At 65.8% G+C, this 22,313-nt stretch carries 20 protein-coding genes; 8 read left to right on the forward strand and 12 right to left on the reverse strand.

Features of this window, described 5'->3' with window-relative positions; translation table 11 throughout:
• Nucleotides 1–118: 118 nt before the first annotated feature.
• The 6 genes from P353_RS15015 to P353_RS15040 form a co-directional block, all read right to left on the reverse strand.
• Complete coding sequence (locus P353_RS15015; RefSeq protein ID WP_034370965.1) at nt 119–1,471, reverse strand: ammonium transporter; 1,353 nt, start codon at nt 1,469–1,471, stop codon at nt 119–121.
• Nucleotides 1,472–1,510: 39 nt separating this feature from the next.
• A complete protein-coding gene (gene glnK / locus P353_RS15020; protein ID WP_003059648.1) occupies nt 1,511–1,849 on the reverse strand; it encodes a P-II family nitrogen regulator in 339 nt (112 codons plus the stop codon).
• A 17-nt stretch (nt 1,850–1,866) separates the two neighbouring features.
• Nucleotides 1,867–2,619, reverse strand: a complete 753-nt coding sequence (locus tag P353_RS15025; protein WP_052084877.1) for a TorF family putative porin — start codon at nt 2,617–2,619, stop codon at nt 1,867–1,869.
• Between the two features lie 374 nt (nt 2,620–2,993).
• Entirely contained in the window at nt 2,994–4,322 is a 1,329-nt protein-coding gene (locus P353_RS15030; protein WP_034370968.1) for a sulfatase, read from the reverse strand.
• 113 nt (nt 4,323–4,435) lie between these two features.
• Nucleotides 4,436–5,428, reverse strand: coding sequence for a Bug family tripartite tricarboxylate transporter substrate binding protein (locus tag P353_RS15035; protein ID WP_034370971.1), 993 nt, complete (start codon nt 5,426–5,428; stop codon nt 4,436–4,438).
• A gap of 140 nt (nt 5,429–5,568) precedes the next feature.
• Nucleotides 5,569–6,549: a tripartite tricarboxylate transporter substrate binding protein gene (locus P353_RS15040; RefSeq protein WP_034370974.1), complete on the reverse strand. Its 981-nt coding sequence runs from the start codon at nt 6,547–6,549 to the stop codon at nt 5,569–5,571.
• Between the two features lie 92 nt (nt 6,550–6,641).
• Here P353_RS15040 and P353_RS15045 point away from each other — a divergent pair, with 92 nt between their 5' ends.
• Together P353_RS15045 and P353_RS15050 are read left to right on the forward strand one after the other, a co-directional pair.
• Entirely contained in the window at nt 6,642–7,190 is a 549-nt protein-coding gene (locus P353_RS15045) for a MarR family winged helix-turn-helix transcriptional regulator (protein WP_034370976.1), read from the forward strand.
• An 84-nt stretch (nt 7,191–7,274) separates the two neighbouring features.
• On the forward strand, nt 7,275–8,813 hold the full coding sequence (locus P353_RS15050; RefSeq protein WP_034370979.1) for a YifB family Mg chelatase-like AAA ATPase: 1,539 nt from the start codon (nt 7,275–7,277) through the stop codon (nt 8,811–8,813).
• Nucleotides 8,814–8,826: 13 nt separating this feature from the next.
• Here P353_RS15050 and P353_RS15055 read toward each other — a convergent pair whose 3' ends face one another.
• Entirely contained in the window at nt 8,827–9,756 is a 930-nt protein-coding gene (locus P353_RS15055; RefSeq protein WP_034371031.1) for a LysR substrate-binding domain-containing protein, read from the reverse strand.
• A gap of 110 nt (nt 9,757–9,866) precedes the next feature.
• Between P353_RS15055 and P353_RS15060 the strand changes: the two genes are divergently transcribed.
• Nucleotides 9,867–11,048, forward strand: coding sequence for a YbfB/YjiJ family MFS transporter (locus P353_RS15060; RefSeq protein ID WP_034370982.1), 1,182 nt, complete (start codon nt 9,867–9,869; stop codon nt 11,046–11,048).
• Between the two features lie 33 nt (nt 11,049–11,081).
• Nucleotides 11,082–12,149, forward strand: a complete 1,068-nt coding sequence (locus tag P353_RS15065; protein WP_034370984.1) for an NAD(P)H-dependent flavin oxidoreductase — start codon at nt 11,082–11,084, stop codon at nt 12,147–12,149.
• A 131-nt stretch (nt 12,150–12,280) separates the two neighbouring features.
• Here P353_RS15065 and P353_RS15070 read toward each other — a convergent pair whose 3' ends face one another.
• From P353_RS15070 to P353_RS15085, 4 genes are read right to left on the reverse strand one after another with little or no spacing between them, the layout of a single operon-like run.
• Nucleotides 12,281–14,089, reverse strand: coding sequence for a feruloyl-CoA synthase (locus P353_RS15070; protein WP_034370988.1), 1,809 nt, complete (start codon nt 14,087–14,089; stop codon nt 12,281–12,283).
• Nucleotides 14,090–14,109: 20 nt separating this feature from the next.
• Entirely contained in the window at nt 14,110–15,057 is a 948-nt protein-coding gene (locus P353_RS15075) for a 3-hydroxyacyl-CoA dehydrogenase NAD-binding domain-containing protein (protein ID WP_034370991.1), read from the reverse strand.
• Nucleotides 15,054–16,262: an ABC transporter substrate-binding protein gene (locus tag P353_RS15080; RefSeq protein WP_052084878.1), complete on the reverse strand. Its 1,209-nt coding sequence runs from the start codon at nt 16,260–16,262 to the stop codon at nt 15,054–15,056. Before P353_RS15080 ends, P353_RS15075 begins: the two co-directional genes overlap by 4 nt.
• Before the next feature lie 48 nt (nt 16,263–16,310).
• Nucleotides 16,311–17,249 (reverse strand): 3-keto-5-aminohexanoate cleavage protein, encoded by a 939-nt coding sequence (locus P353_RS15085; RefSeq protein ID WP_034370994.1) that lies wholly within the window; start codon nt 17,247–17,249, stop codon nt 16,311–16,313.
• Nucleotides 17,250–17,456: 207 nt separating this feature from the next.
• On the opposite strand from P353_RS15085, the gene P353_RS15090 reads away from it, so the two are divergent.
• Nucleotides 17,457–18,086: a Crp/Fnr family transcriptional regulator gene (locus tag P353_RS15090; RefSeq protein ID WP_230847760.1), complete on the forward strand. Its 630-nt coding sequence runs from the start codon at nt 17,457–17,459 to the stop codon at nt 18,084–18,086.
• Between the two features lie 19 nt (nt 18,087–18,105).
• Here P353_RS15090 and P353_RS15095 read toward each other — a convergent pair whose 3' ends face one another.
• Entirely contained in the window at nt 18,106–19,011 is a 906-nt protein-coding gene (locus P353_RS15095; protein WP_034371000.1) for a LysR substrate-binding domain-containing protein, read from the reverse strand.
• 134 nt (nt 19,012–19,145) lie between these two features.
• Between P353_RS15095 and P353_RS15100 the strand changes: the two genes are divergently transcribed.
• From P353_RS15100 to P353_RS15110, 3 genes are all read left to right on the forward strand, one after another.
• Complete coding sequence (locus P353_RS15100; RefSeq protein ID WP_034371003.1) at nt 19,146–20,159, forward strand: Bug family tripartite tricarboxylate transporter substrate binding protein; 1,014 nt, start codon at nt 19,146–19,148, stop codon at nt 20,157–20,159.
• 22 nt (nt 20,160–20,181) lie between these two features.
• Nucleotides 20,182–21,072, forward strand: a complete 891-nt coding sequence (locus P353_RS15105) for an FAS1-like dehydratase domain-containing protein (RefSeq protein WP_034371006.1) — start codon at nt 20,182–20,184, stop codon at nt 21,070–21,072.
• 61 nt (nt 21,073–21,133) lie between these two features.
• Nucleotides 21,134–22,300 (forward strand): acyl-CoA dehydrogenase family protein, encoded by a 1,167-nt coding sequence (locus P353_RS15110; protein WP_034371008.1) that lies wholly within the window; start codon nt 21,134–21,136, stop codon nt 22,298–22,300.
• Nucleotides 22,301–22,313: the final 13 nt, after the last annotated feature.

A 22,313-nucleotide genomic window follows, 5' to 3' on the forward strand; every position in this document is an offset into this window, starting at 1 on the left:
CCCTTGGGCAGGAAGGCCTGGTCTTTGATTTTTTTGAAAAGCGGGCGTGAATAAAAAAGCCCCGCAGCTTGCACTGCGGGGCAACGTAATGAAACTGAACTTGCGAAGAGCCTGCCGCTTAGCGGGTGTAGGCCACCTCACCGTGAGAAGTGATGTCCAGACCCTGGCGCTCGGACTCTTCCGAGACACGCAGACCCACGGTCAGATCGGCAATCTTGTAGGCCACGTAGGAGACCACGCCGGACCAGACGATGGTCACCAGCACGCTCTCGACCTGCACCCACAGCTGATGGGCCATGTTGTAGCCCTCGGGCTCGATACCGCCCAGGCCCTTGGCGCAGAACACGCCGGTCAGGATGGCACCCAGGATACCGCCGACACCGTGGACGCCGAACACGTCGCAGACGTCGTCGACCTTGAGCATGTGCTTGAGGCCGGAGACGCCCCAGAAGCACAGAGGGCCGGCGATGATGCCCATGACGATGGAGCCCATGGGGCCGACGAAACCGGCGGCGGGCGTGATGGTCACCAGACCGGCCACGGCACCCGAGGCGGCGCCCAGCATGGAGGCCTTGCCGCGCAGCAGCGCTTCGGCCACGATCCAGGAGATGGCGGCAGCGCCGGTCGCCAGGATGGTGTTGATGAAGGCCAGGCCGGCAATGCCGTTGGCGGCACCGGCAGAGCCGGCGTTGAAGCCGAACCAGCCCACCCACAGCAGCGAGGCGCCCACCATGGTCAGCGTCAGGCTGTGAGGAGGCAGGGCTTCCTTGCCGAAGCCGATGCGCTTGCCCAGCATGTAGGCACCCACCAGACCGGCCACGGCGGCGTTGATGTGCACCACGGTGCCGCCCGCGAAGTCCAGCGCGCCATCGGCACCCAGCAGACCGCCGCCCCACACCATGTGGGCCATGGGGATGTAGCTGAAGGTGAACCACAGCACGGAGAACACGATCACGGCCGCGAACTTGATGCGCTCGGCAAACGCACCCACGATCAGCGCCACGGTGATGGCGGCGAAGGTGGACTGGAAGGCCACGAACACATATTCGGGGATGGTCTTGAGCATGGACGACAGCGTGTCAGGCGTGATGCCCATGAGGAACAGCTTGTCGAATCCCGCGAAGAACTTGCCCTCGCCGCCAAAGGCCAGCGAGTAGCCATAGATGGCCCACAGCACGGTGATCAGCGAAAAGATCACGAAGACCTGTGCCAGCACGGACAGCATGTTCTTGCTGCGCACCAGGCCGCCGTAGAACAGCGCCAGGCCGGGGATGACCATCAGGATCACCAGCATGGTAGAGGTCAGCATCCAGGCGGTGTCACCGGCGCTCAGGGTGGGAACAGCCTCGGCCGCTGCTTCGGCCACAGGCGCTGCGGCGGCGGCAGCCGTGGCAGCTTCCTGGGCAAAGCCTGTGGCGCTGGCAGCCAGCAGGCCCAGTCCCAGGCCTGCGCTCAATAGTTTCTTGATCATGGCAATCTTTCTCAAAACGGTTCCAGAGAGACTGGGCCTTTACAGGGCCGCGTCGCCGGTTTCTCCTGTACGGATACGGATCGACTGCTCCAGCGCCTGCACAAAAATCTTGCCGTCGCCGATCTTGCCGGTACGGGCTGCGCCCTCGATGGCGTCGATGGCGGCATCGACCAGATCGTCGGCAATCGCGGCCTCGATCTTGAGCTTGGGCAGAAAGTCCACCACATACTCGGCGCCGCGGTACAGCTCGGTGTGACCCTTTTGACGACCAAAGCCCTTGACTTCGGTCACGGTGATGCCTTGCACACCGATTTGGGAAAGAGCTTCACGCACTTCGTCGAGCTTGAAGGGTTTGATGATGGCAATCACCATTTTCATGACGGGCTCCTGAAAAATTAGAAAGTCTTGGAGAGCGTCAGAATCAGACGCGCCTTGTTCACATCGCCGAAGTAGGCCTTCTTGTTGGCGCCGGTCACCGCTGCACCTGCAGAGAAGCCGTCGCCCAGGTCATAGGCACCACCGACGCTGTAGTCCACATAGTTGGGAACACCCAGGTCCTTGATGTCGCTGGAGAAATGGGTGTAACCAACTGATGCTTTCAGTGTCACCTTGGGCATCACTTCCTGGCTGTAGGAGAACTGCAGATAACCGGTGTTGCGGCCCTTGAGACCCGAGCCGGCCTTGGCGCCGGCCCAGCCGAAGTAGTCCTTGGACACCGTGTGCGAGTACTTGGCCGTGAACGGGCCGTAGGTGCCGGAGCCGTAGATCTCGGTGGTGTTGCCGTTGGCGTTGCCCGAGTACACATAGGTCAGCAGACCCACGTCCCAGTCCACATCGGCAGCCTTGAACTTGTAGCCGCCGTAGAAGTCGGTTTCCAGCGAGTTGCCAGGCAGCCAGTCCACGGAGGAGTTCCAGTTGCCCACGTAGAAGCCGCTGTCGCCAAACGTGTAGTCAAAACCACCTTGCAGCGCTGGCTTGACGGCCCTGGTGCGGCTGGCGTCCTGGTCCTGACCGCGGAACTTGTAGTTGGTGGTCAGGGCAACGTTGGCGGAGAGCTGGGCATGGGCCCACATGGGGGCGACAACGGCGCAGGCCAGGGCGGCAGTCTTGGCGAAAGTCTTGAAACGGCTTGCAGCGGGACTAGGCATTCAGGGTTCCTCCGGTTTGAAAATTTCGTGGCAAAAATCTCGGATGAACTCTCAAAGCACAGACCGTGCCAGCCTCTGCAGCGGCTGCGGAGCGGTTCGCTGCCCAAGGCCCTGAAACAGGCACCGGACCATAGCTGCCCACTACAAAAAGCTACGAGTTTTCACAATCACTGAGCGCAACTTTCGCCACCCCGGTTGCGGTCAGCACCGACTGCACCAAGATGGTGCGTTTTTGCGATGCACCGCCATGGCTCGGCTTTTGTCCAGCTTTTTGCACCAAACAGGTGATTTGAAAGTGAGTGCGTGCTCTCTGTTTGGGCGTGGACGCAAAAAAGCCCATCGCCGGGGCGATGGGCCTGCAGGCCGGGCGCAGCTCAGAAGCTGGCCTGGGGCAGATCTGCCTTGGTGAATACCAGCGAGACCTTGGCTTCCTCGGGAATCGGCGGCAACTCCTGATTCCAGTGCTGCCAGGCGCTGCGCAGCTCGGCCAGTTTCCGGGGCTCACGGTCACGCAGATTGGCGCGCTCGCGCGGGTCGCTGGCGATGTTGAACAGGTATTCGATGCCCTCGATCTGCAGGTATTTCCAGTCGCCGCGTATCAAGGCCTTTTGCTCGCGGTGCTTCATGCGCCAGGCCAGGTCGCGCTCGGGCGTCCAGCTCTGATCCTGCATCAAGGGCAGCAGGCTGATGCCGTCCAGCGGATAGTCGGCATGTGCGGCAACGCCGGCGGCGGCCAGGAAGGTGGCCGACCAGTCCATGGTCAGACTCGGCGTGTCGCAGACGGCGCCGGCCGTCATGCGCGCCGGCCAGCGTGCCAGCAAAGGCACGCGGATGCCGCCCTCGAGCAGGTCCATCTTCTGGCCCACGAAGGGCCAGGTATTGGAGAAGCGCTCGCCGCCGTTGTCGCTGGTGAAGACGATGAGCGTGTTCTCGCTCATGCCTTTTTCCTCCAGCGCATCCAGCAGCCAGCCAATGCCTTCGTCCATGTGATGGATCATGCGCTGATAGGTGTCGATGGAGCCGCCGTCGATGTGCTTGCCCATGCCTTGCAGGCGTTCGGACTCGGCGCGGTCCTCGCGCGTCAGCCAGGGCCAGTGCGGCGCGCTGTAGTGCAGCGAGAGGTAGAAGGGCTGCTCGGCCGTCTGGCGCTTGACGAAGTCCACGGCGCGGCGGCTCAGCAGATCGGTCAGATAGCCGTCTTCGGTGTGCGGCTCCTCGTTGCGCCAGAAGTCGGGGCGCCCGCGCGGATCGCAGTGGGCGAAGTAGTCGGCGCCGCCCGCGTGAAAGCCGTAGAACTCCTCGTAGCCCGACAGGCGCGGGCCGAAATGCGGCGGGTAGCCCAGGTGCCATTTGCCGACCAGGGCCGTGGCATAGCCGGCATCGCGCAGCAGCGAGGCCACCGTGGGGTGATCGGGCGGCAGGCCCAGCACCTTGTCGCCATGCACGCTGGCGATGGGTTCTTCGGCCGCACCGCGCAGGCGGTACTGCCAGCGGCCCGTGGCCAGCGCAAAGCGCGTGGGCGAGCACACCGAGGAGTTGGAGTAGCCGCGCGTGAAGCGCAGGCCCTGCGCCGCCATGGCGTCCAGGCGCGGCGAGACGTCGGTGGCGTTGTTGTGCGCATCGCGCGCACCGGTGCAGCCCAGGTCGGCATAGCCGAGGTCATCGGCCAGGATGAAGATCAGGTTGGGGCGGGAGTCGGTCATGAGAGAGCGGAGAACATTCAAAAACAGGAGCTGCTATCGCTTGTTATGTAAGGATTCTGGATAGATTTGATGCTGAAAATGTTTTATGGCAAGCGATAGGTGCTCCTTTAATATCAGGGCTTGAAGCCCGAGCGCTGCACCACCGGCGCCCATTGCGCGCGGTAGGCCTTGAGCATGCTTTCCGTGTCCTGCGCGCTGCTGACCACGGGCACCAGGTTGGAGGCGGCGAACCTGTGCTGCGTGTCGGCTTCCTTCATCACCTCCTGCACCAGCTGGGACAGGCGCTGCACCGTGGCCGGCGCCATGCTTTGCGGCGCGAACAAGGTGTTCCAGCCCGTGCCCACCAGATTCACGCCCAGCTCCTTGAGCGTGGGAATGCCGGGTGCCATGGCGCTGCGGCGCTCGCCCGAGGTGGCCAGCACGCGCAGCTTGCCCGCTTCGTGCTGGGCGATCTGGGTGTCGAAAGTGTCCACGGCGATGGGGATCTGTCCGCCCATCAGGTCGGTGAGCAGCGGGCCCGAGCCCTTGTAGCCCACGACCTCGACCGGCACCTTGGCGGTCTCGCCCAGCATCAGTGCGAAAAAGTGCGGCAGGCTGCCCGTGGCCGGCACGCCGAAATTGGCCTGTTGCGGATTGGCCTTGAGCCAGGCCAGCAGGTGCGGCAGCTCCTTCACGGGCACGGCACTGGCCACGGCCAGGCCGAACTCGTAGCGGTTGACCTCGCTGATGGGGCGGAAGTCCTTTTCCGGCTCGTAGCCCGAGTCCGGAAACACCAGCGGCGCCACCACCATCACGGCGGGATTGGCCAGCAGCACGGCGGGCTGGGAGGCCGGCGCATTCTTCACGTACTGGGCCGACAGACGGCCGCCTGCACCGGGCTTGTTTTCCACGATCACCGGGCTGCCCAGGCGGGCCTGCAGCCGCTCGGCCACGATGCGTGCCACGCGGTCGGTGGCGCCGCCGGGCGGATAGCCGACCACCAGGCGCAGCGGTGTCTTGTTGGCAAACAGGGCATGGCTCTCCTGGGCCTGCAGCGCGCCGCTGCCCAGCAACCCTGCGCTCAGGCCGAGCCCCGCCGCGAGCTTGCCGAAGATTCTTCTTTGCATCGTCATGTCTCTCCTGGTCTGTGATCCGCGCCGGTACCGGCTCGCGGATTCACACCATTGCTGATTGGGAACCGGGCAGTGTAGGTGGGTTCCGGCACCGGCCTGAACCGCTCACATGGCCGGCACCAGGGACTGCGGCCTCAATCGGGTTTCAGATTGATCTTGCGGGCCAGCGCTTCCCATTTGTCCGAGATCTCGCGCACCCTGGCCTGGGCCTGCTCGGGGCTGCTGCCCACCATCTCGATATCCACGGCCTTGACCCGCTCCTGCTGCTGCGGCGAGCGGATGGCGGCATCCATGGCGGCGAGAAAGCGCTTCTGGATCTCGGCCGGAACGCCCTTGGGGGCGGCCAGCAGCAGCCAGTAGGTGCCGTCGAAGTCGGGGTAGCCGGACTCGGCAATCGTGGGCAATGCCGGCAGCAGGGGCGAGCGCGTGCGCCCAGTGGTGGCCAGGGCGGTGACCCGGCCGCTCTGGATCTGGGGCAGCACCGTGGGCGCTGCCAGGAAGCCGCAATCCACCTGGCCGCCCATCAGGTCCTGCATGGCCGGTGCCGGCCCCTTGTAGGGCACATGCACCATCTTCACGCCGGTTGCCGACAGCAGCGACTCCATGACCAGATGGCCGGGCGAGCCCGCGCCGCCGGTGGCATAGGTCAGCTCGCGCGACTTGGCGGCGTCCAGCATGTCCTTGACGGACTTGAAGCCGAGGCCGGGGTTGCAGATCAGGGTCTGCGAGAACCTGGCGGCGGCGTTGAGCACCACGATGGCATCGCTGGAGTAGCCGATGTTCTTGTAGATATGCTTGTTGACGGTGAGCACCGGGTCCATGGCCCACAGCCAGGTATAGCCGTCGGCCGGGGCTCGGGCGACCTCGGCCGCACCGATATTGCCGTTGGCACCCGCCCGGTTTTCCACGATCACGGCCTGGCCCAGCGCCTTTTGCACGGCCGCTGCCAGCGGGCGCACGGCGATGTCGGACGGGCCGGCGGGCGGCGTGGGAACGATGATGCGTATGGGCTTGGCGGGCCAGTTGTCGGCAGCTTGGGCTGCCGTAAGCAGCGCGGCGGCCGCCAGCCCGGCCAGAGCGCTGCGGGCAATACGGGCGATACGGGTGCAAGGCATGGTGTCTCCAGTCGTTTTCTTTGGAGCCACTGTAAGCAGTGACTCGATAATGGATCTAATCCATCATTCCTAGAGAAAACCCACAAACACCCATGACCAAGGCGCAGCGCCACCCCTGGCGGCAGCCGTCCGAGCTGGACGATCTGTTCCTCTACCATCTGGCCCGCCTGATGAGCTCGGCCGGAACCATGGTGGTGCGCCTGTGCGAGGGCGGCTTCGGCATCACCCGGCGCGAGTGGCGCATGATCGGCCTGTTGGCCACCAAGGGCGCCATGCAGCCGTCCCGGCTCGCAGAGCTGGCGCAGCTCGATCGCACGCGCACCTCGCGCACCATCTCCACGCTGATTGCCAAGGGGCTGCTGCACAAGCAGGGCATGGCCGGCGACGGGCGCCAGGCCATGGTGCAGCTGACGGCCGCCGGGCTGGCGCTGCATACCCAGCTGTTTCCGCAGATACAGGCGATCAACCAGGAGCTGCTCGGCGACGTCAGCGATGCCGAGCTTCAGGTGCTGTCGCAGGTCTTCGAGCGCGTGCGCACCAGGGCGGCGCTCATGCAGGAGCAGGGCAGCTTTCCCAAGGCCGAGCGCCGTCGTGGCCGTGCCGCGGGCAAACAGCCGCCCCGCGATGACGCCGCCGGCTGACGGCCTGTGCACACCCCTATTGCCTGTTTGAGCTGCCCGCGCATACGCTAGGCCCTACAGTCCGGCTTGAAGGGGAGGGGCGTGATGGGTCTGGCACTGGTTCAAAGTCGTGCCCTGCTGGGCTTGCAGGCACCGGCTGTCACGGTGGAGGTCCATCTGGCCAACGGACTGCCTTCGTTCACGCTGGTGGGCCTGGCGGATGTGGAGGTCAAGGAGGCCCGCGAGCGCGTGCGCGCGGCCATCGTCAATGCGGGGCTGCAGTTCCCGAACAACCAGCGCATCACGGTCAACCTGGCTCCGGCGGATCTGCCCAAGGATTCAGGTCGCTTTGACCTGCCGATAGCGCTGGGAATTCTGGCGGCCAGCGGCCAGATCGATGCACAGCGGCTCGCCGACTATGAGTTTGCAGGAGAGCTGTCCCTGACCGGTGCCCTGCGCCCGGTACGCGGTGCCCTGGCTACGGCGCTGGCCTTGCAGCGTCAGCAGGGCCGCGTGCGCCTGGTGCTGCCGCCAGACAGTGCGCTGGAGGCCGCTTTTGTGCCGGCTATCGAAGTCTTCGGCGCCGCACATCTGCTGGATGTGGTCAGGCAGTTCATCGCGCATGACGCCACCCTGTCGGAGCAGGGCGATGGCGCTGAGGGCTGGCAGCGGGTGCACTCCAGCCCTGCCGAAGCCTCTTTGCCGTCGCTGGATCTGCGCGAGGTGCGAGGCCAGATGCAGGCCAAGCGCGCGCTTGAAATTGCAGCTGCCGGCGCACATGGTGTGCTGATGATCGGCCCTCCAGGTTCGGGAAAATCCATGCTGGCCCAGCGCTTTGCCAGCTTGCTGCCGGGCATGACCGATGAGGAGGCGCTCGAAGCCGCAGCCATTGCCAGCCTCAGCGGTCGTTTCACGCCGCAGCTGTGGCGCCAGCGGCCGTTTGCCGCGCCTCATCACACGGCCAGCTCCATCGCGCTGGTCGGCGGCGGCTCTCCGCCCAGGCCCGGCGAGATCTCCTATGCCCATTGCGGGGCGCTTTTCCTTGACGAGCTGCCCGAGTTCGCGCGCAGCGCCCTGGAGGCCCTGCGCGAGCCGCTGGAGACCGGGCGCATCACCATCGTGCGGGCCGTGCAGAGGGCGGAGTTCCCGGCCCGTTTCCAGCTGGTGGCAGCCATGAACCCCTGCCCCTGCGGCTTCTGGGGCTCGCGCGTGAGGGCCTGCCGCTGCTCGCCCGACCAGGTGGCACGTTATCAGGCGCGTATCAGCGGCCCCTTGCTGGACCGTATCGATCTGCATGTTGAGGTGGCGGCACTGTCGCCCGAGGAGCTGCTGGCAGCGCCCGAAGGGGAGAGCAGCGCTGCCGTGCAGCAACGCGTGAGTGCGGCCAGAGACAAGGCCTTGCAGCGCCAGGGCCTGCCCAATCATCAGTTGCAGGGGGTGCAGCTCGACACGCATCTGCAGCTGGAGCCCGAGACGCTGGCCTTTGCGCACAAGGCTGCAGCGCGCCTTGGCTGGTCGGCGCGCGGCACGCACCGGGCCCTGAAGGTGGCGCGAACCATTGCCGATCTGGCGGACTCGGATGCCATCACGCAAACCCATCTGGCCGAGGCATTGCAATACCGCCGTGCGCTGATGCAGCCGTGATGGCCTGCCGCTGTCAGGCGGCAAGAGCCAGCGCCACGGGCTGCGCCTGTGTGGCCTGCGGATGGACACCCAGTACCTGCGCAAATGCATGCAGTGCCGGCGACCAGCCTTGCACGGCAGCAGTCACAAAACAGGTGTCGACAAAGGCCAGCTCCTGCCCGCTCTTGCCGGGCAGAGTCATCCAGTGCACGCCAAAGCGCTGCTGCTGGGCTTCGACCAGCGAGCGCGACAGCAGCGCATAGCCCATGCCGGCGGCCACGCAGCCGAGGATGGTGTCCAGCATGCCCAGCTCCATGATGCGCACTGCCGTCACACCCATGGAGGCCATCAGCAGCTCGATCCGCTGGCGATAGCTGCATCCCTGGCGAAAGGCCAGAAACACGGCACTGCTGAACTCTGCGGCGGTGGGAAACCGCGCCAGCGGCTGTCCGCTGACCAGCACCAGCTCTTCACGAAATACCGGCCAGGATTGCAGCTCGTTTTGAGGTGCGGCACCGTTGATGAAGGCGCAGTCGATGCGACCGGCGGCCAGCTCCATCAGCAATGCGGCGCTGGGCTGGGCGTCCAGTTCCAGGTCGATGTCCGGATGCCGCCTGCGCAACTCGGCCAGCAGTGGCGGCAGACGCAGTGCGGCCGTGGTTTCCATCGAGCCTATGCGCAAGGCGCCCTTGACCTGGCCGGCTGCAAACTGCCGGGCTTGCAGCATGGCCAGCACCTGGTCATGCGACTGCAGCATCTGCCGCGCAGACTCCAGCAGCGTGCGTCCGGCCGGAGTGGGAAAGACCGGGTTGGCCCGCATCAGCAACTGCACGCCTGCTTCGTCCTCGAGCTTTTTGATATGGGCCGTGACATTGGATTGCACGGTGTGCAGAAGCTGGGCTGCGGCACCAAAGCTGCCGCTTTCGCAGACGGCTTCGAACATGCGCAGGGATTTGAGTTGCATATGCGGCTCCAATATCTTGAATTGAGATGCAAGTCATCATTTTGAATCATTGGACATGATCGAGTCGCAGCGTTTAGGCTTGATGCCAATTTCCCTCCGGAACCCGAGCTGTGATCGAGCGCAAAGAACTTCCCCTGCTGTTGACCGGCTTCATGGCCACCTTGAGCGGCGTCGGCCTGGCTCGCTTCGCCTATACGGCGCTGATGCCGCAGATGGTGCATGCGGGCTGGTTCAGCGGCGAGCAGGTGGCCTATCTGGGAGCCGCCAATCTGCTCGGCTATCTGATCGGCGCCCTGGTCGCCGCGCCGCTGGCCGAGCGTCTGGGCGCGCTGCGCGTGCTGGTGATCTGCTGGGTGGCGGTGATGCTCAGCTTTGCAGGCTGCAGCCTGCCCCAGCCCATGGCGCTGTTCTTTGTCTGGCGACTGATCTCGGGCATTGCCGGTGCCGCGCTGATGGTGCTGGGCCCGTCGGTGGCCATGGCTGCAGCCGCGCCGCAGCGCCGTGCCACGCTGGGCCCGCTGATGTTCTGCGGCATTGGCGTGGGTGCCTTGCTGGCCGCCACGCTGGTGCCCATGTTTGCGCGCAGCAGCCTGAGCGCCGTCTGGTGGGCGTTGACGGCGCTATGTGCGCTGGCGCTTTACAGCGGCTGGCATGCTGCGCGCCAGATCCAGCTGCATGCACCTGTGGCGATCCAGCCCACGGCGACGGCCGCCACTTCCGGTGCAACGCCATGGAGCCTGGCGGTGATCCTGGTGCTGGTCGCCTATGCCTGCGACGCCTTCGGCTTTGTGCCGCACACCGTGTTCTGGGTGGACTACCTGGACCGCGAGCTGCAGCTGGGCGGCGCCTATGCTTCGACGCAATGGGCATTTTTCGGGCTTGGCGCGATGGTCGGGCCGCTGTGTGCGGCCTACTGCGCTACGCGCTGGGGCTGGTGGGGCACGACCACGGGCGCCTACGCCCTCAAGGCCGTGGCCATCGGCCTGCCGCTGGTCTGGGTCGGCTTCGGCGGCCATGCACTGTCGGGCTTTGTGGTGGGAGCGCTGTCGCCGGGCATGGCAGCCATTACCTCGGGCTATCTGATGCAGCTCATTGGCCCCGGCCAGCACAAGAAGATGTGGGGCTACGCCACGGCGGCGTTTGCGCTGCTGCAGGCCAGCTCCGGCTATCTGATGGCATTCGTCTACGCCAGCAGCGGCAGCTATCGTCAGCTGTTCGTGCTGGGCTGCGCGGCGCTGGGCCTGGGGGCGCTGCTGGTGGCCTCAAGCCGCCTGGCCCGCACCGCGCAATGATCAAAATCGAGATGTGAAACCGGGAGACGCGCGATGAGCAAACTACCTTCATGGATGACAGGCCTGGGTCTGCAGCATCCCATCATTCAGGCCCCGATGGCCGGGACATCGACCCCGCAGCTGGCGGCTGCCGTGAGCAATGCATCGGCCCTGGGATCGGTCGGCATAGGCGCCTATGGCCTTGAGCAGGCGCGCCAGCACATCGAGCAGACGCGCGCGCTGACCGAGCGCCCCTTCAACGTCAACCTCTTCTGTCACCGTGCGCCGGCAGCAGATGCAGAGCGTGAAGCACAGTGGCTGCGCTATCTGGCGCCGGAGTTCGAGCGCTACGGCGCGTCCGCGCCGCCCGGCCTGCGCTGCATCTACGAGTCCGCACTGGGAAATGTGCGGTTGCAGGCCATGCTGCTGGAGCTGCGTCCCGCCGTGGTGAGCTTTCATTTCGGCCTGCCGGAGCAGGGCTTTGTCGATGCCTTGCGCGCTGCCGGAACCACCACGCTGGCCTGCGCCACCAGTCTCGACGAGGCGCGCCAGATCGAGCAGGCCGGGGTGGATGTGATCGTGGCCCAGGGCATGGAGGCGGGCGGACATCGCGGCGCTTTCGTGCCAGAGCAGGACACGCTGATGGGGACATTGGCGCTGGTGCGGCTGCTGGCGCGCGAGTCCCGCCTGCCCGTGGTCGCCGCAGGCGGCATCATGGACGGCGCGGGCATTGCCGCTGCACTGCAGCTCGGAGCCTGTGCCGTGCAGATGGGTACGGCCTTCATCCTCTGCCCCGAATCTGCAGCCAGCCAGGCCTACCGCGCCGAGCTGCAAAGCGACAGCGCGCAGCACACGGCCATCACCGCCGCCATTTCCGGGCGTCCTGCGCGCGGCATGTTCAACCGTCTGCACCAGCTGGGACGAGACTATGCGGGAGCACTGCCCGCCTACCCCATGGTGTATGACGCGGGCAAGGCGCTGCACCAGGCCGCCAGCGCGCAAGGCAGCAGCGACTATGCCGCGCACTGGGCCGGCCAGGGCGCACCGCTGGCTCGCGCCATGCCTGCCGCCGAGCTCGTGCGTACGCTGGCGCAGGAGCTGGAGCAGGCGGAGCACGCCTGAGCGGGCTTGAGCGGATATGTGGCGAGTCTGGAGCCATCATCTGATTTGATAGCTGCCATCGCTTGTAATGCATCAGATCTGGGTTGTTTGTGCCAAGATTTGAATACTGGATTGCGATGACTACTATGGTTTTAGCTGCTGCAGCGAACGACCGATGCATCCTTTGACGCGAACAGACGTTGCACCGCATCGGCGCGCCGCGCCAGCACCGCGCGCTGGTTGACGTAGCCCTTGTCGGTGATCTCTCCGGCCTCCGCATCCGGCGGATCGGCCAGCACCAGCGCGCAGCCGGGGCTTTGCGAGCTGCCCGCGCCTGCGTCGCGCTGCTCGTGCATCACGCGGCGCAGTGCCTGTGCCAGGGTTTCGGGGGCGGCAGCGCCTGCGGGCGTGGCAAACACCAGCAGACCCAGCTCGTCGCGGTCGTGGCCTGCGATGACGATGTCCTGCACCCATGGCGCCAGGCGCGACACCAGCTCCACGCGCAGCGTTCCCACCGAGACCCAGGTGCCGCTGGAGAGCTTGAAGTCCTCGGCGACCCTGCCGTTGAAGATGACGCCGCGCTCGGGTCGCTGCTCGTCGACCATGAAGCCAGCGTCGCCTATGCGGTAGTAGCCCTGCTCGTCGAAGGCAGCGGCCGTTTCGCGCGGTGCATCTCGGTAGCCGGGAAACACCGACACGCCTTTGACGCGCATTTCCTGCTTGTTGCCATTGGGCACGAACTTGAGCTCCAGCCCGGGCAGCGGCGCACCTATGCAGCCTGCGCCGTCGAGCTGCCAGTGGGCCGAGGTGATCGCGGGCGAGGTCTCGGTGCAGCCCCAGGACGTGGTCAGCCACAGGGGGCGGCCCGGGCGCACGCGCTGGGCCACCGCCTCCAGCCGCTTCCAGGTCGCAGGGGCCAGCGCCGCAGCTGCGTAGAAGGCCAGGCGAAGGCGCGAGAGCATGTCCGCTGCCAGCGTGTCGTCGGCCTCCATCAGCGGCAAAATCATCTCGAAGCCGCGCGGCACGTTGAACCACAGGGTGGGGCGGACGTCACGCAGATTGCGCACCGTCTTCTCGATCAGACCCGGTGCGGGCCGGCCTTCGTCGATGTAGAGCGTGCCGCCGTGCGCCAGCACCAGATGCAGGTTGTGGTTGCCGCCGAAGGTGTGGCTCCAGGGAAGCCAGTCCACCAGCACGGGCTTTTCCTGCTCCAGGAAGCGCCAGGTCTGCGCCATTTGCTGCTGGTTGGCGCACAGCATGCGGTGCGTGTTGATGACCACCTTGGGCGTGCCTGTGGAGCCCGAGGTCAGCAGGTATTTGGCATGCGTGTCGGGCGTGATGGCCTCATAGGCGGTGCGCACGGCAGCCGTCTCGGGTCTGGCCATGAGGGCCTCGAAGTCCAGCCCGCCAGGCCAGTGCTGTGCATGCGCGCTGAAGACGCAGGGCGCGCGGGTTTCGCAGGCCGCCAGCGCCGGTCCGTACAGGCGCGCGTCCGATGCGTAGATCAGCGCAGGCTGCAGTGCCAGGAGCATCTGGCGCAGCCGCCCGAAGTCGCGCGCCGTGCGCGAGTAGGCACTGGACAGCGAGCAGGCTGCCCGGCCCACATGCATGGCGGCCAGCATCATCACCGCGTGATCGATGGCGTTGTCCGACAGGATGACCACAGGGCCGGGGGGCAGATCCAGGTCCAGCAGTCCCTGGGCCGTGCGTCCCACGACCTTGCGCAGCTCGCCCCAGCTCAGCATGCGCCAGCCGCTGCCGTCGGGTGTGCGCTCGGCCAGGGCCGGCGCCTCGGGTGTCTCGCACGCCCAGCGCTCTATCCATTCGCCCACGCAACGTGCATAGGGCCTGAGCGCCACGGGCGATCGCAGCACGAAGCTGCCGTCGTCGAAATCGATGCGCAGGCTGCGCGGCGGGGCGACCTGCTGCGGGTCGGACAGGAAGTCTATGGCTTCTTGCATGCATGCTCCTTCATGTGGGCTCAGTACAGCGAGCCCTGGGCCTTGGCACGTATCAGGTCGGTCAGCAGTTCGTCGCGCGTGCGTTCCAGCTCCTCCTCGCGGCGCATGCCGCGCGCCTCGGCCACGCCCTGCACCACACTGTCCTTGAGCGCCGCTGTCATGGCCGGCTTGCCAAGATCGCGCCACCAGCTTTCGATGGGGCCGCCCAGGTGCTCCAGCAGATGCTGCATGCCGCCCTGTCCGCCAGACAGATGCAGGTTCATGAATGGCCCCATCAGCGCCCAGCGCAGGCCGGGGCCGTGGGCGATGGCCGTGTCGATGTCGCTGACGCTGGCCACCCCCTGGTCAACGAGGTGAAAGGCCTCGCGCCACAACGCGGCCTGCAGGCGGTTGGCAATGTGGCCAGCGATCTCGCGCCGCACATGAATGGGGCGCTTGCCCAGCGCTGCGTAGAAATCCATGGCGCGCTGGATGTTGTCTGGCGAGGTGGCATCGCCACCGCCCACTTCCACCAGCGGAATCAGGTGTGGCGGATTGAAGGGATGACCCAGAACCACGCGCTGCGGCGCTTTGCAGCGCACCTGCATGCCGCTGACCGGCAGACCCGAGCTGCTGCTGGCCAGCAGTACCCGGGGTGGTGTGGCCGCGTCCATGCGCGCATAGAGGTCAGCCTTGAAGTCGGCGCGCTCGGGGCCGCTTTCCTGCACGAAGTCGCAGCCGTCCAGCGCACGCTCAAGTTCGGCGTCGAAGCGCAGGCGTTCGGGCGAAGCTCCATCTGCCAGCCCCATGCGTTGCATGGTCGGCCAGTGGCGCTGCACCGCTTCGTGCAGGCGCTGCTCGGCGCCGGGTGCGGGATCGGTGGCCGTCACATCCAGGCCGCGCGCCAGAAAGAATGCTGCCCAGCTGGCACCGATCACGCCGGTGCCGACCACGGCCACGCGCCGTATCGCGGGTGTGGCCGCGCTCATGATGTCTTCCATTGCGCGCAGCGCGTCTCGGCGCGTGTGGTCCAGGCGGCCTCGCCCCGGATGGTCTCGACCACCTTGTAGTAGTCCCAGGGCTCCCTGGATTCGGCCGGCGTCTTCACCTGCATCAGATGCATGTCATGCACCATCAGGCCGTCGGCGCGCAGCCAGCCGTCCTTGACGAACATGTCGTTGAATCGGGTCTTCCTGAGCTGCTCCATCACCTTGGTGCCATCGTCCGTGCCCGCGGCCTGCACGGCCTTGAGGTACTGCAGCGTGGCGGAGTAGTCGCCCGCATGGAAGGAGGTGGGCATGCGCTTGTGCCTGTCAAAGAAGCGCCTCGCCCATGCGCTGGCCTCGGGGCTCTGATTCCAGTACCAGCTGTCGGTGAGATACATGCCCTGTGCCGTCTTCAGGCCCAGGGCGTGCACGTCCTGAATGGTGATGATCATGCCCGCCAGCTTCATCTTCTGCGCCAGCCCGAATTCCGCCGCCGACTTGATGGCGTTGACCGTGTCCCCGCCCGCGTTGGCCAGAGCCAGCACATCGGGCTTGGCCGCCAGAGCCTGCAGCATGAAGGACGAGAAGTCGCTGGCGCCCAGCGGGTGCTTGACAGCACCTGCCACGGTGCCGCTGCCGGCTTCGAGCACCTTGGCGGCATCGGCCTGAAGTGCATTGCCGAAGGCATAGTCGGCCGTCACGAAGAACCAGCGCTTGCCGCCGCTCTTGAGCACGGCGCTGGCCGTTCCGCGCGCCATGGCCACCGTGTCGTAGGCATACATGACCGTGTAGGGCGAACACTGCTCGTTGGTGAGGCTGGAGGCACCAGAGCCGACCACGAAATAGGGCTTGCGCTTATCGCGCGCCACGCCCGCCATGGCAATGGCCGCGCCCGAGTTCACGCCGCCGATCAGCATGTCGAAGCGTTCCACGTCGAACCACTGGCGCGCCTTGGCAGCGGCGATGTCAGCCTTGTTCTGGTGGTCGGCCACCACCAGCTCGATCTTCTTGCCGTTGATGGCGCCGCCCATGTCGGCAATGGCCATGCGTATGGCCTCTGCGCCTGCCGGTCCGTCGTAGTCGCGGTATACACCCGACATGTCGCTGATGAAGCCTATGCGTATCACATCGTCCGAAACCTGAGCGGCTGCCGTGACCGCTCCGGCCAGCGCCGCTGTGCCGGCCAGAGCCTTGCATGCGAAGTTCATGATGCTGTCTCCTCGTTGTTGGGTGAACTGTGCTGCGCCGTGCGCGGCTCAGGCCGCCTGTGCCATGGCGGCGGGCGCGAACGCGGGCAGCGGCGCTCCGCCGCGTTGCAGTCCCATGATCTGACGTGCTTCCTCGGGTGTGGCGGGCTCCATGTCGAGCTCGCGGATCAGTCGCACGATGCGCTCGGTCAGCTGCACATTGGTGGCCAGCTCGCCCTGGCGGTAGTAGAGGTTGTCCTCCAGGCCCACGCGTGCATGGCCGCCCAGCAGCAGCGCAGCCACATTGGCCTCCAGCTGCGAGGGGCCGATGCCGCTGACGCAGAAGATGCTGTTGGCGGGCAGAACATCCACCATCTGCTGCAGGTAGCGCGGAGAGAACGGCATGGCGTTCTGGAAGCTGCGGTGGACATTCATCACCAGGTTGATGAAGTGCGGTGCGGCGTCGTGCTCTTCTTCGATCAGTGTCGTCACGTCCTGCAGGATGTGGGTGTGGGCGAAGACTTCCCACTCTGGCTTGATGCCGCGTGCCTTCATGCCTGCGGCCAGCTCGCGGCCCCGGGACAGCGGCGTGTCCATGAGGATCTCGCGCCCGCCGAAGCTCAGGTTCAGCGTGGTCGCATCCAGCGTGCACATCTCGGCGCCTGCGTCCATGCCCTTGATGCGCTCCTCCCAGGCGATTTCCCAGCGCCCGCCCTGCAGCTCGCGCACCATGTCGCCGTGCACGCCGCCACCCGTGGAGTTGTTGATCACGATGTTGCAGCCCGCAGCGCGGATGCGGGTGTTGATGTCGCGGTAGATGTCGGCATTGCAGGTGGCGCCGTCGTCGGGGCGGCGCGCATGGATGGCAGCCACGCTGGCGCCCGCATTGCAGCAGCGCACCACGTCCTCGGCGATCTCGTCCGGCTGGGTAGGGAGATGGGGGTTCTGCGATTTGTGGGCCATGCCTCCGGTGGGGGCAATGGTCACAATCACTTTGCGCTTGCTCATGGCGTCTCCTGATGCGTGGGGTTGGGTCGTCAGCTATTATTTTTTTTCACCCCTGCATGAATCAGTCGTTGCGATGACATTTGACCTCGGGGTAAGTACGCAAGGAGCTTCAACATCGCCCGTCATCACCGCTCAACGGCCGCGGCCCGCCCCACCCTCGACGAACTGCTCTCCGGATCGGCCTGGTTTCCCGCGCTCGACGTTGCCGTGCGCGAACGCGTGCGTGCCGAGATGCGCGAGGTGGACCTGCCTGCGGGCACTGCGCTGTGCCGCATGGGAGATGAGCCCCGACACTGGTATGGCGCCATCGAAGGGCTGCTCAAATGGTCGGTGAGCAGCGCCGACGGTCGCTCGGTTACGCTGGGCGGATTGTCGGTGGGCAGCTGGTTCGGCGAAGGAACGGTGCTGCGCGGAGTGGCGCGCACGGCGGACGTGATTGCGCTGCGCGACAGCCGCGTGGCCTTGATGCCTGCCGAGGTCTTCGAGTGGTTGCGTGGCAGCGAGCGCAGCTTCGAAGCCTTTTTGCTGCGTCAGATCAACGAGCGAATGCACTGGTTCCTGGGCAACTTCGCGGCCCACCATCTTCTCGATACCGACAGCCAGGTGGCGCGCGCGCTGGTGGGCCTGTTCCACTCATGGCTGCATCCGGGAAGCGACCCGCGCCTTCGGGTGTCCCAGGAGGAGATCGCCAACCTCTCGGGCCTGTCACGCCAGCGCTGCAACGCAGCGCTGCGGCGCCTGGCGGCGGCCGGCCTGATAGAGATCGAATACGGCGGCATCACCGTCGTCGACCTGCCGCGGCTGCGATCACGCGTGCTCGCCGCGGCGTCGTTCTAGCGGCCAGATTAGCGCAGCCTCACATGCTCTTGCCGTGCTCATGGTAGGCCGCGATGGCGTCCATCAGCTCCTGCAACTGCGCCGATACCTGCTGCTCCTCGCGCACCAGCATATAGCGTGGGCGCACTGCCCAGGCGTCGGTCAGCGGCACGCGGCAGACGCGCGGCAGGCCGCGGTAGCGCTGGGCCACGGTCTCGGGCACCACGGCCACGCCCACGCCTGCCGCGACCATGCGGCACATCGAGTCGAAGCTGGAAAGCTGTATGCGCAGCTTCAGCGTGGCGCCCAGTTGCTGGCTCAGCCGCTCCAGAAAAGTCTGCAGAGTGCTGCCACGGTGCATGCCCACAAAGCGCTCGTGCAGCACATCGGCAAAGGCCACGCTGCTCATGTCCGCCCAGCGCGCGGTGTCGGGGGTCACCAGCACCAGCCGGTCGGTGCTGAAATGCAGCACGCGCAGGCCGTGCGTGTCCACCTCGCCGGCCACGATGCCCAGGTCGGCGCGGCCGTCGCGGATGTCGGCGGCAATGCCGGCATTGGGGCGCTCCTGCAGGTCCACGCTGATGTGCGGGTGCTCGGTGAGGTAGGCCGCAAGTATGTCGGGCATGAACTCCGTCACGGCCGTAGTGTTGGCGAATACGCGCACATGGCCGCGCAGGCCCGCGCCGTACTCCTGAAGGTCGGCTTGCAATTGCTGCGAATGCTGCAGCATGGCGCGCGCATGGTGCAAGAAGGCCTCGCCAGGTGCCGACAGCTTTACCCCTCTAGCCTCTCGTATCAGCAAAGGCATGCCGGCCTGCTCCTCCAGTGCCCTGACACGTGCGCTGGTGGCTGCAAGCGATAGATGAGACTGCTCAGAAGCCCTTGTCAGGCTTCCTGTCTGCGCTATCAAAACAAATAGTCTTAGATCCTTGAGATCGAATTGCATGGCGGTTCATGGTTTATACCAATCAAGTCAAGGCTTCGGAAAAACAAAAGGCTTGATTCCAATATCAGAGATTGTGCACAGAGCAGGTGCCAGCGACCATAGGCCTATCAACCCCCAAAGAGGAGACAGTCGCCGTGCCAGTCCGATCCGCCCAGCTCTCCACTCCATCGGTATCGCGCCGCAGCCTCTGTGCCGGCGCCCTGCTGACCCTGGGCCTGCCGACCTGGGCGCAGGCCTCCTATCCCACCCGCCCCATCGTGCTGGTGGTGCCCCAGGCTGCGGGCGGAACCAATGACATCGTGGGCCGCATCGTGGCACAGAAATTGGGCGAGAAGCTTTCCGTGGGCACGGTGGTCGAGAACCGCCCCGGTGCGGGCGGCAACATCGGTACCCAGGCCGTGGCCAAGGCCGCCAGGGACGGCCATACATTGCTGATGACCATCAGCAGCAGCCAGGCCATCAATCCCGCGCTCTACAAGTCGCCGGGCTTCGATCCCGTGGGCGACTTCACGCCGGTGAGCATGATCGGCGCCGTGCCCAATGTGCTGCTGGCCCATCCATCATTTCCTGCCCGGACCGTTCCCGAGCTGCTGGCCCTGGCCAGGTCCAGGCCCGGCGAGTTGCAATATGCATCGGCAGGCAACGGTACGCTCAACCACCTGCTGGGCGAGATGCTTAACCAGATGGCCGGCGTGCAGCTGCAGCATGTCCCCTACAAGGGCGTGGCGCCGGCACTCAATGATGTGCTGGGCGGGCAACTGCCGCTGCTGTTCGGCAGCCTGCCGTCCACGCTGCAGTACATCAAGTCGGGCAAATTGCGGGCACTGGCCGTCAGCAGCGCAGCGCGCTCGCCCGTGCTGCCCGACGTGCCCTCGCTGGGCGAGTTCGTGTCCGGCTACAACGGCACGCTGTGGATTGCCCTGTTCGCGCCGCGCGGCCTGCCGCCTACGGTGATGAGCCGGCTGCGCGAAGGCATGCAGCAGGCCATGGCGGACAAGGACATGCGCGCCCAGTTGCAGGCCCAGGGCGTGGAGCTTGCGGGCACGCCAGAGCGTCAAGTCACGCCCGACGAGCTGGCTGCCGTCCTCAAGCAGGACATCGCCAAATGGGCGCATATCGTGAAGACCTCCGGCGCCACGGTGAACTGAATCCCTTCCAGCACTTGCATCCATGAACCCGAACACTGTCCATATCGACGCAGCCGCGCTGACCGAGCTCCAGTCTTGGCAGGCGCGCAGCGAGACCATGTCAGACATCATCACCGCCGCCCCGCTGCGTGCCCTCTCGGCCACGCTGGATCGTGACGACCCCGTGCCTGAGGATGGCTCAGTCGTGCCTGCGCTATGGCACTGGCTGTACTTTCTGCCGCATGCGCTCCAAAGCGAGATCGGTCCCGACGGGCATGCGAGGCGCGGCGGCTTCCTGCCGCCCGTGCCGCTGCCGCGCCGCATGTGGGCTGGCGGGCGGCTGCGCTGGGAGACAGGCAATCCGCTGCGCGTGGGGCAGCAGGTGCAGCGCGTCTCCACCATTCGCAGCGTGCAGCACAAGACCGGACGCTCGGGCGAGCTGCTGTTCGTGCTGGTGGAGCACCGCTTCTCGAACCAGGACGGTCTGGCGCTGACCGAAGAGCACGACATCGTCTACCGGGCCGCTGCAAGGCCCGGCGACCCGGTGCCGCCACCGCAGCAGCCGCCGCTCGCCGGCCAGGCGGCCTGGTCGCGCAGCATCGTGCCCGATGACGTTCTGCTGTTCCGCTACTCGGCGCTGACCTTCAACGGCCACCGCATTCACTACGACCGCCGGTACGTGACCCAGGTCGAGGGCTACCCGGGCCTGATCGTGCATGGTCCGCTGATCGCCACGCTGCTGCTCGATCTGCTGCGCCGCCAACTGCCCGGCGCCAGGGTGGTTGCGTTCGACTTCAAGGCCTTGCGGCCAACCTTCGACTTGCACCCTTTCAGCGTGCACGGCAAGCCGCGCGAGGATGGCCGGACCATCGACCTGTGGGCGCAGGACCACGAAGGGCTTCTGACCATGCAGGCCACGGCCACAGTGGCTTGAAGACTGAAACCCATAGCCGATAGCGCTTGCTGGACAAGCGTTTGTCGCCAGAAGGCTTGAAATGATCGAACACACCAGCTCCAACAACCACCACGAGATCCGCGATGCCATCCGCGCGCTGTGTGCGCAGTTCCCCGACGAGTATTTCCGCAAGATCGACGAGCAGCGCACCTACCCCGAAGCCTTCGTCAACGCGCTCACGCAGGCCGGCTGGCTGGCCGCGCTGATTCCGCAGGAGTACGGCGGCAGCGGCCTGGGCCTGACCGAGGCCAGCGTCATCATGGAGGAGATCAACCGCTGCGGCGGCAACTCGGGCGCCTGCCACGGCCAGATGTACAACATGGGCACACTGCTGCGCCATGGCTCGCAGGCGCAGAAGGAGAAGTACCTGCCGCGCATTGCCTCGGGCGAATGGCGACTGCAGTCCATGGGTGTCACGGAGCCCACCACGGGCACGGACACCACCAAGATCAAGACCAGCGCCGTGAAGAAGGACGGGCGCTATGTGGTCAACGGCCAGAAGGTCTGGATCAGCCGCATCCAGCACAGCGACTTCATGATTTTGCTGGCGCGCACCACGCCGCTGGCCGACGTGAAGAAAAAGAGCGAGGGCATGTCCATCTTCATGGTGGACCTGGCCGAGGCCCAGAAGAGCGGCCTGACCGTGCGCCCCATCCCCAACATGGTCAACCACGAGACCAACGAGCTGTTCTTCGAGAACCTGGAAATCCCCGAGGAGAACCTGATCGGCGAGGAAGGCAAGGGTTTCAAGTACATCCTCGACGGTCTGAACGCCGAGCGCACGCTGATCGCGGCCGAGTGCATAGGCGACGGCTACTGGTTCCTGGACCGTGTGACGAATTACGTGAAGGATCGTCAGGTGTTCGGCCGCCCCATCGGCCAGAACCAGGGCGTGCAGTTCCCCATCGCCGATGCCTTCATCGAGGTCGAGGCTGCCAATCTCATGCGCTGGAAGGCCTGCGAGCTGTTCGATGCGCGCGAGTCCATGGGCGCACAGGCCAATATGGCCAAGTATCTCGCGGCCAAGGCCAGCTGGGAGGCCGCCAATGCCTGCATCCAGTTCCACGGAGGCTTCGGCTTTGCCTGCGAATACGACGTGGAGCGCAAGTTCCGCGAGACCCGCCTCTATCAGGTGGCGCCGATCTCCACCAATCTCATCTATTCCTATGTGGCCGAGCACCTGCTGGGCCTGCCACGTTCGTTTTGATGTGCGACACCCC

This window comes from Comamonas testosteroni (genome assembly GCF_000761245.1).
Taxonomy (GTDB): Bacteria; Pseudomonadota; Gammaproteobacteria; order Burkholderiales; family Burkholderiaceae_C; genus Comamonas; species Comamonas testosteroni_C.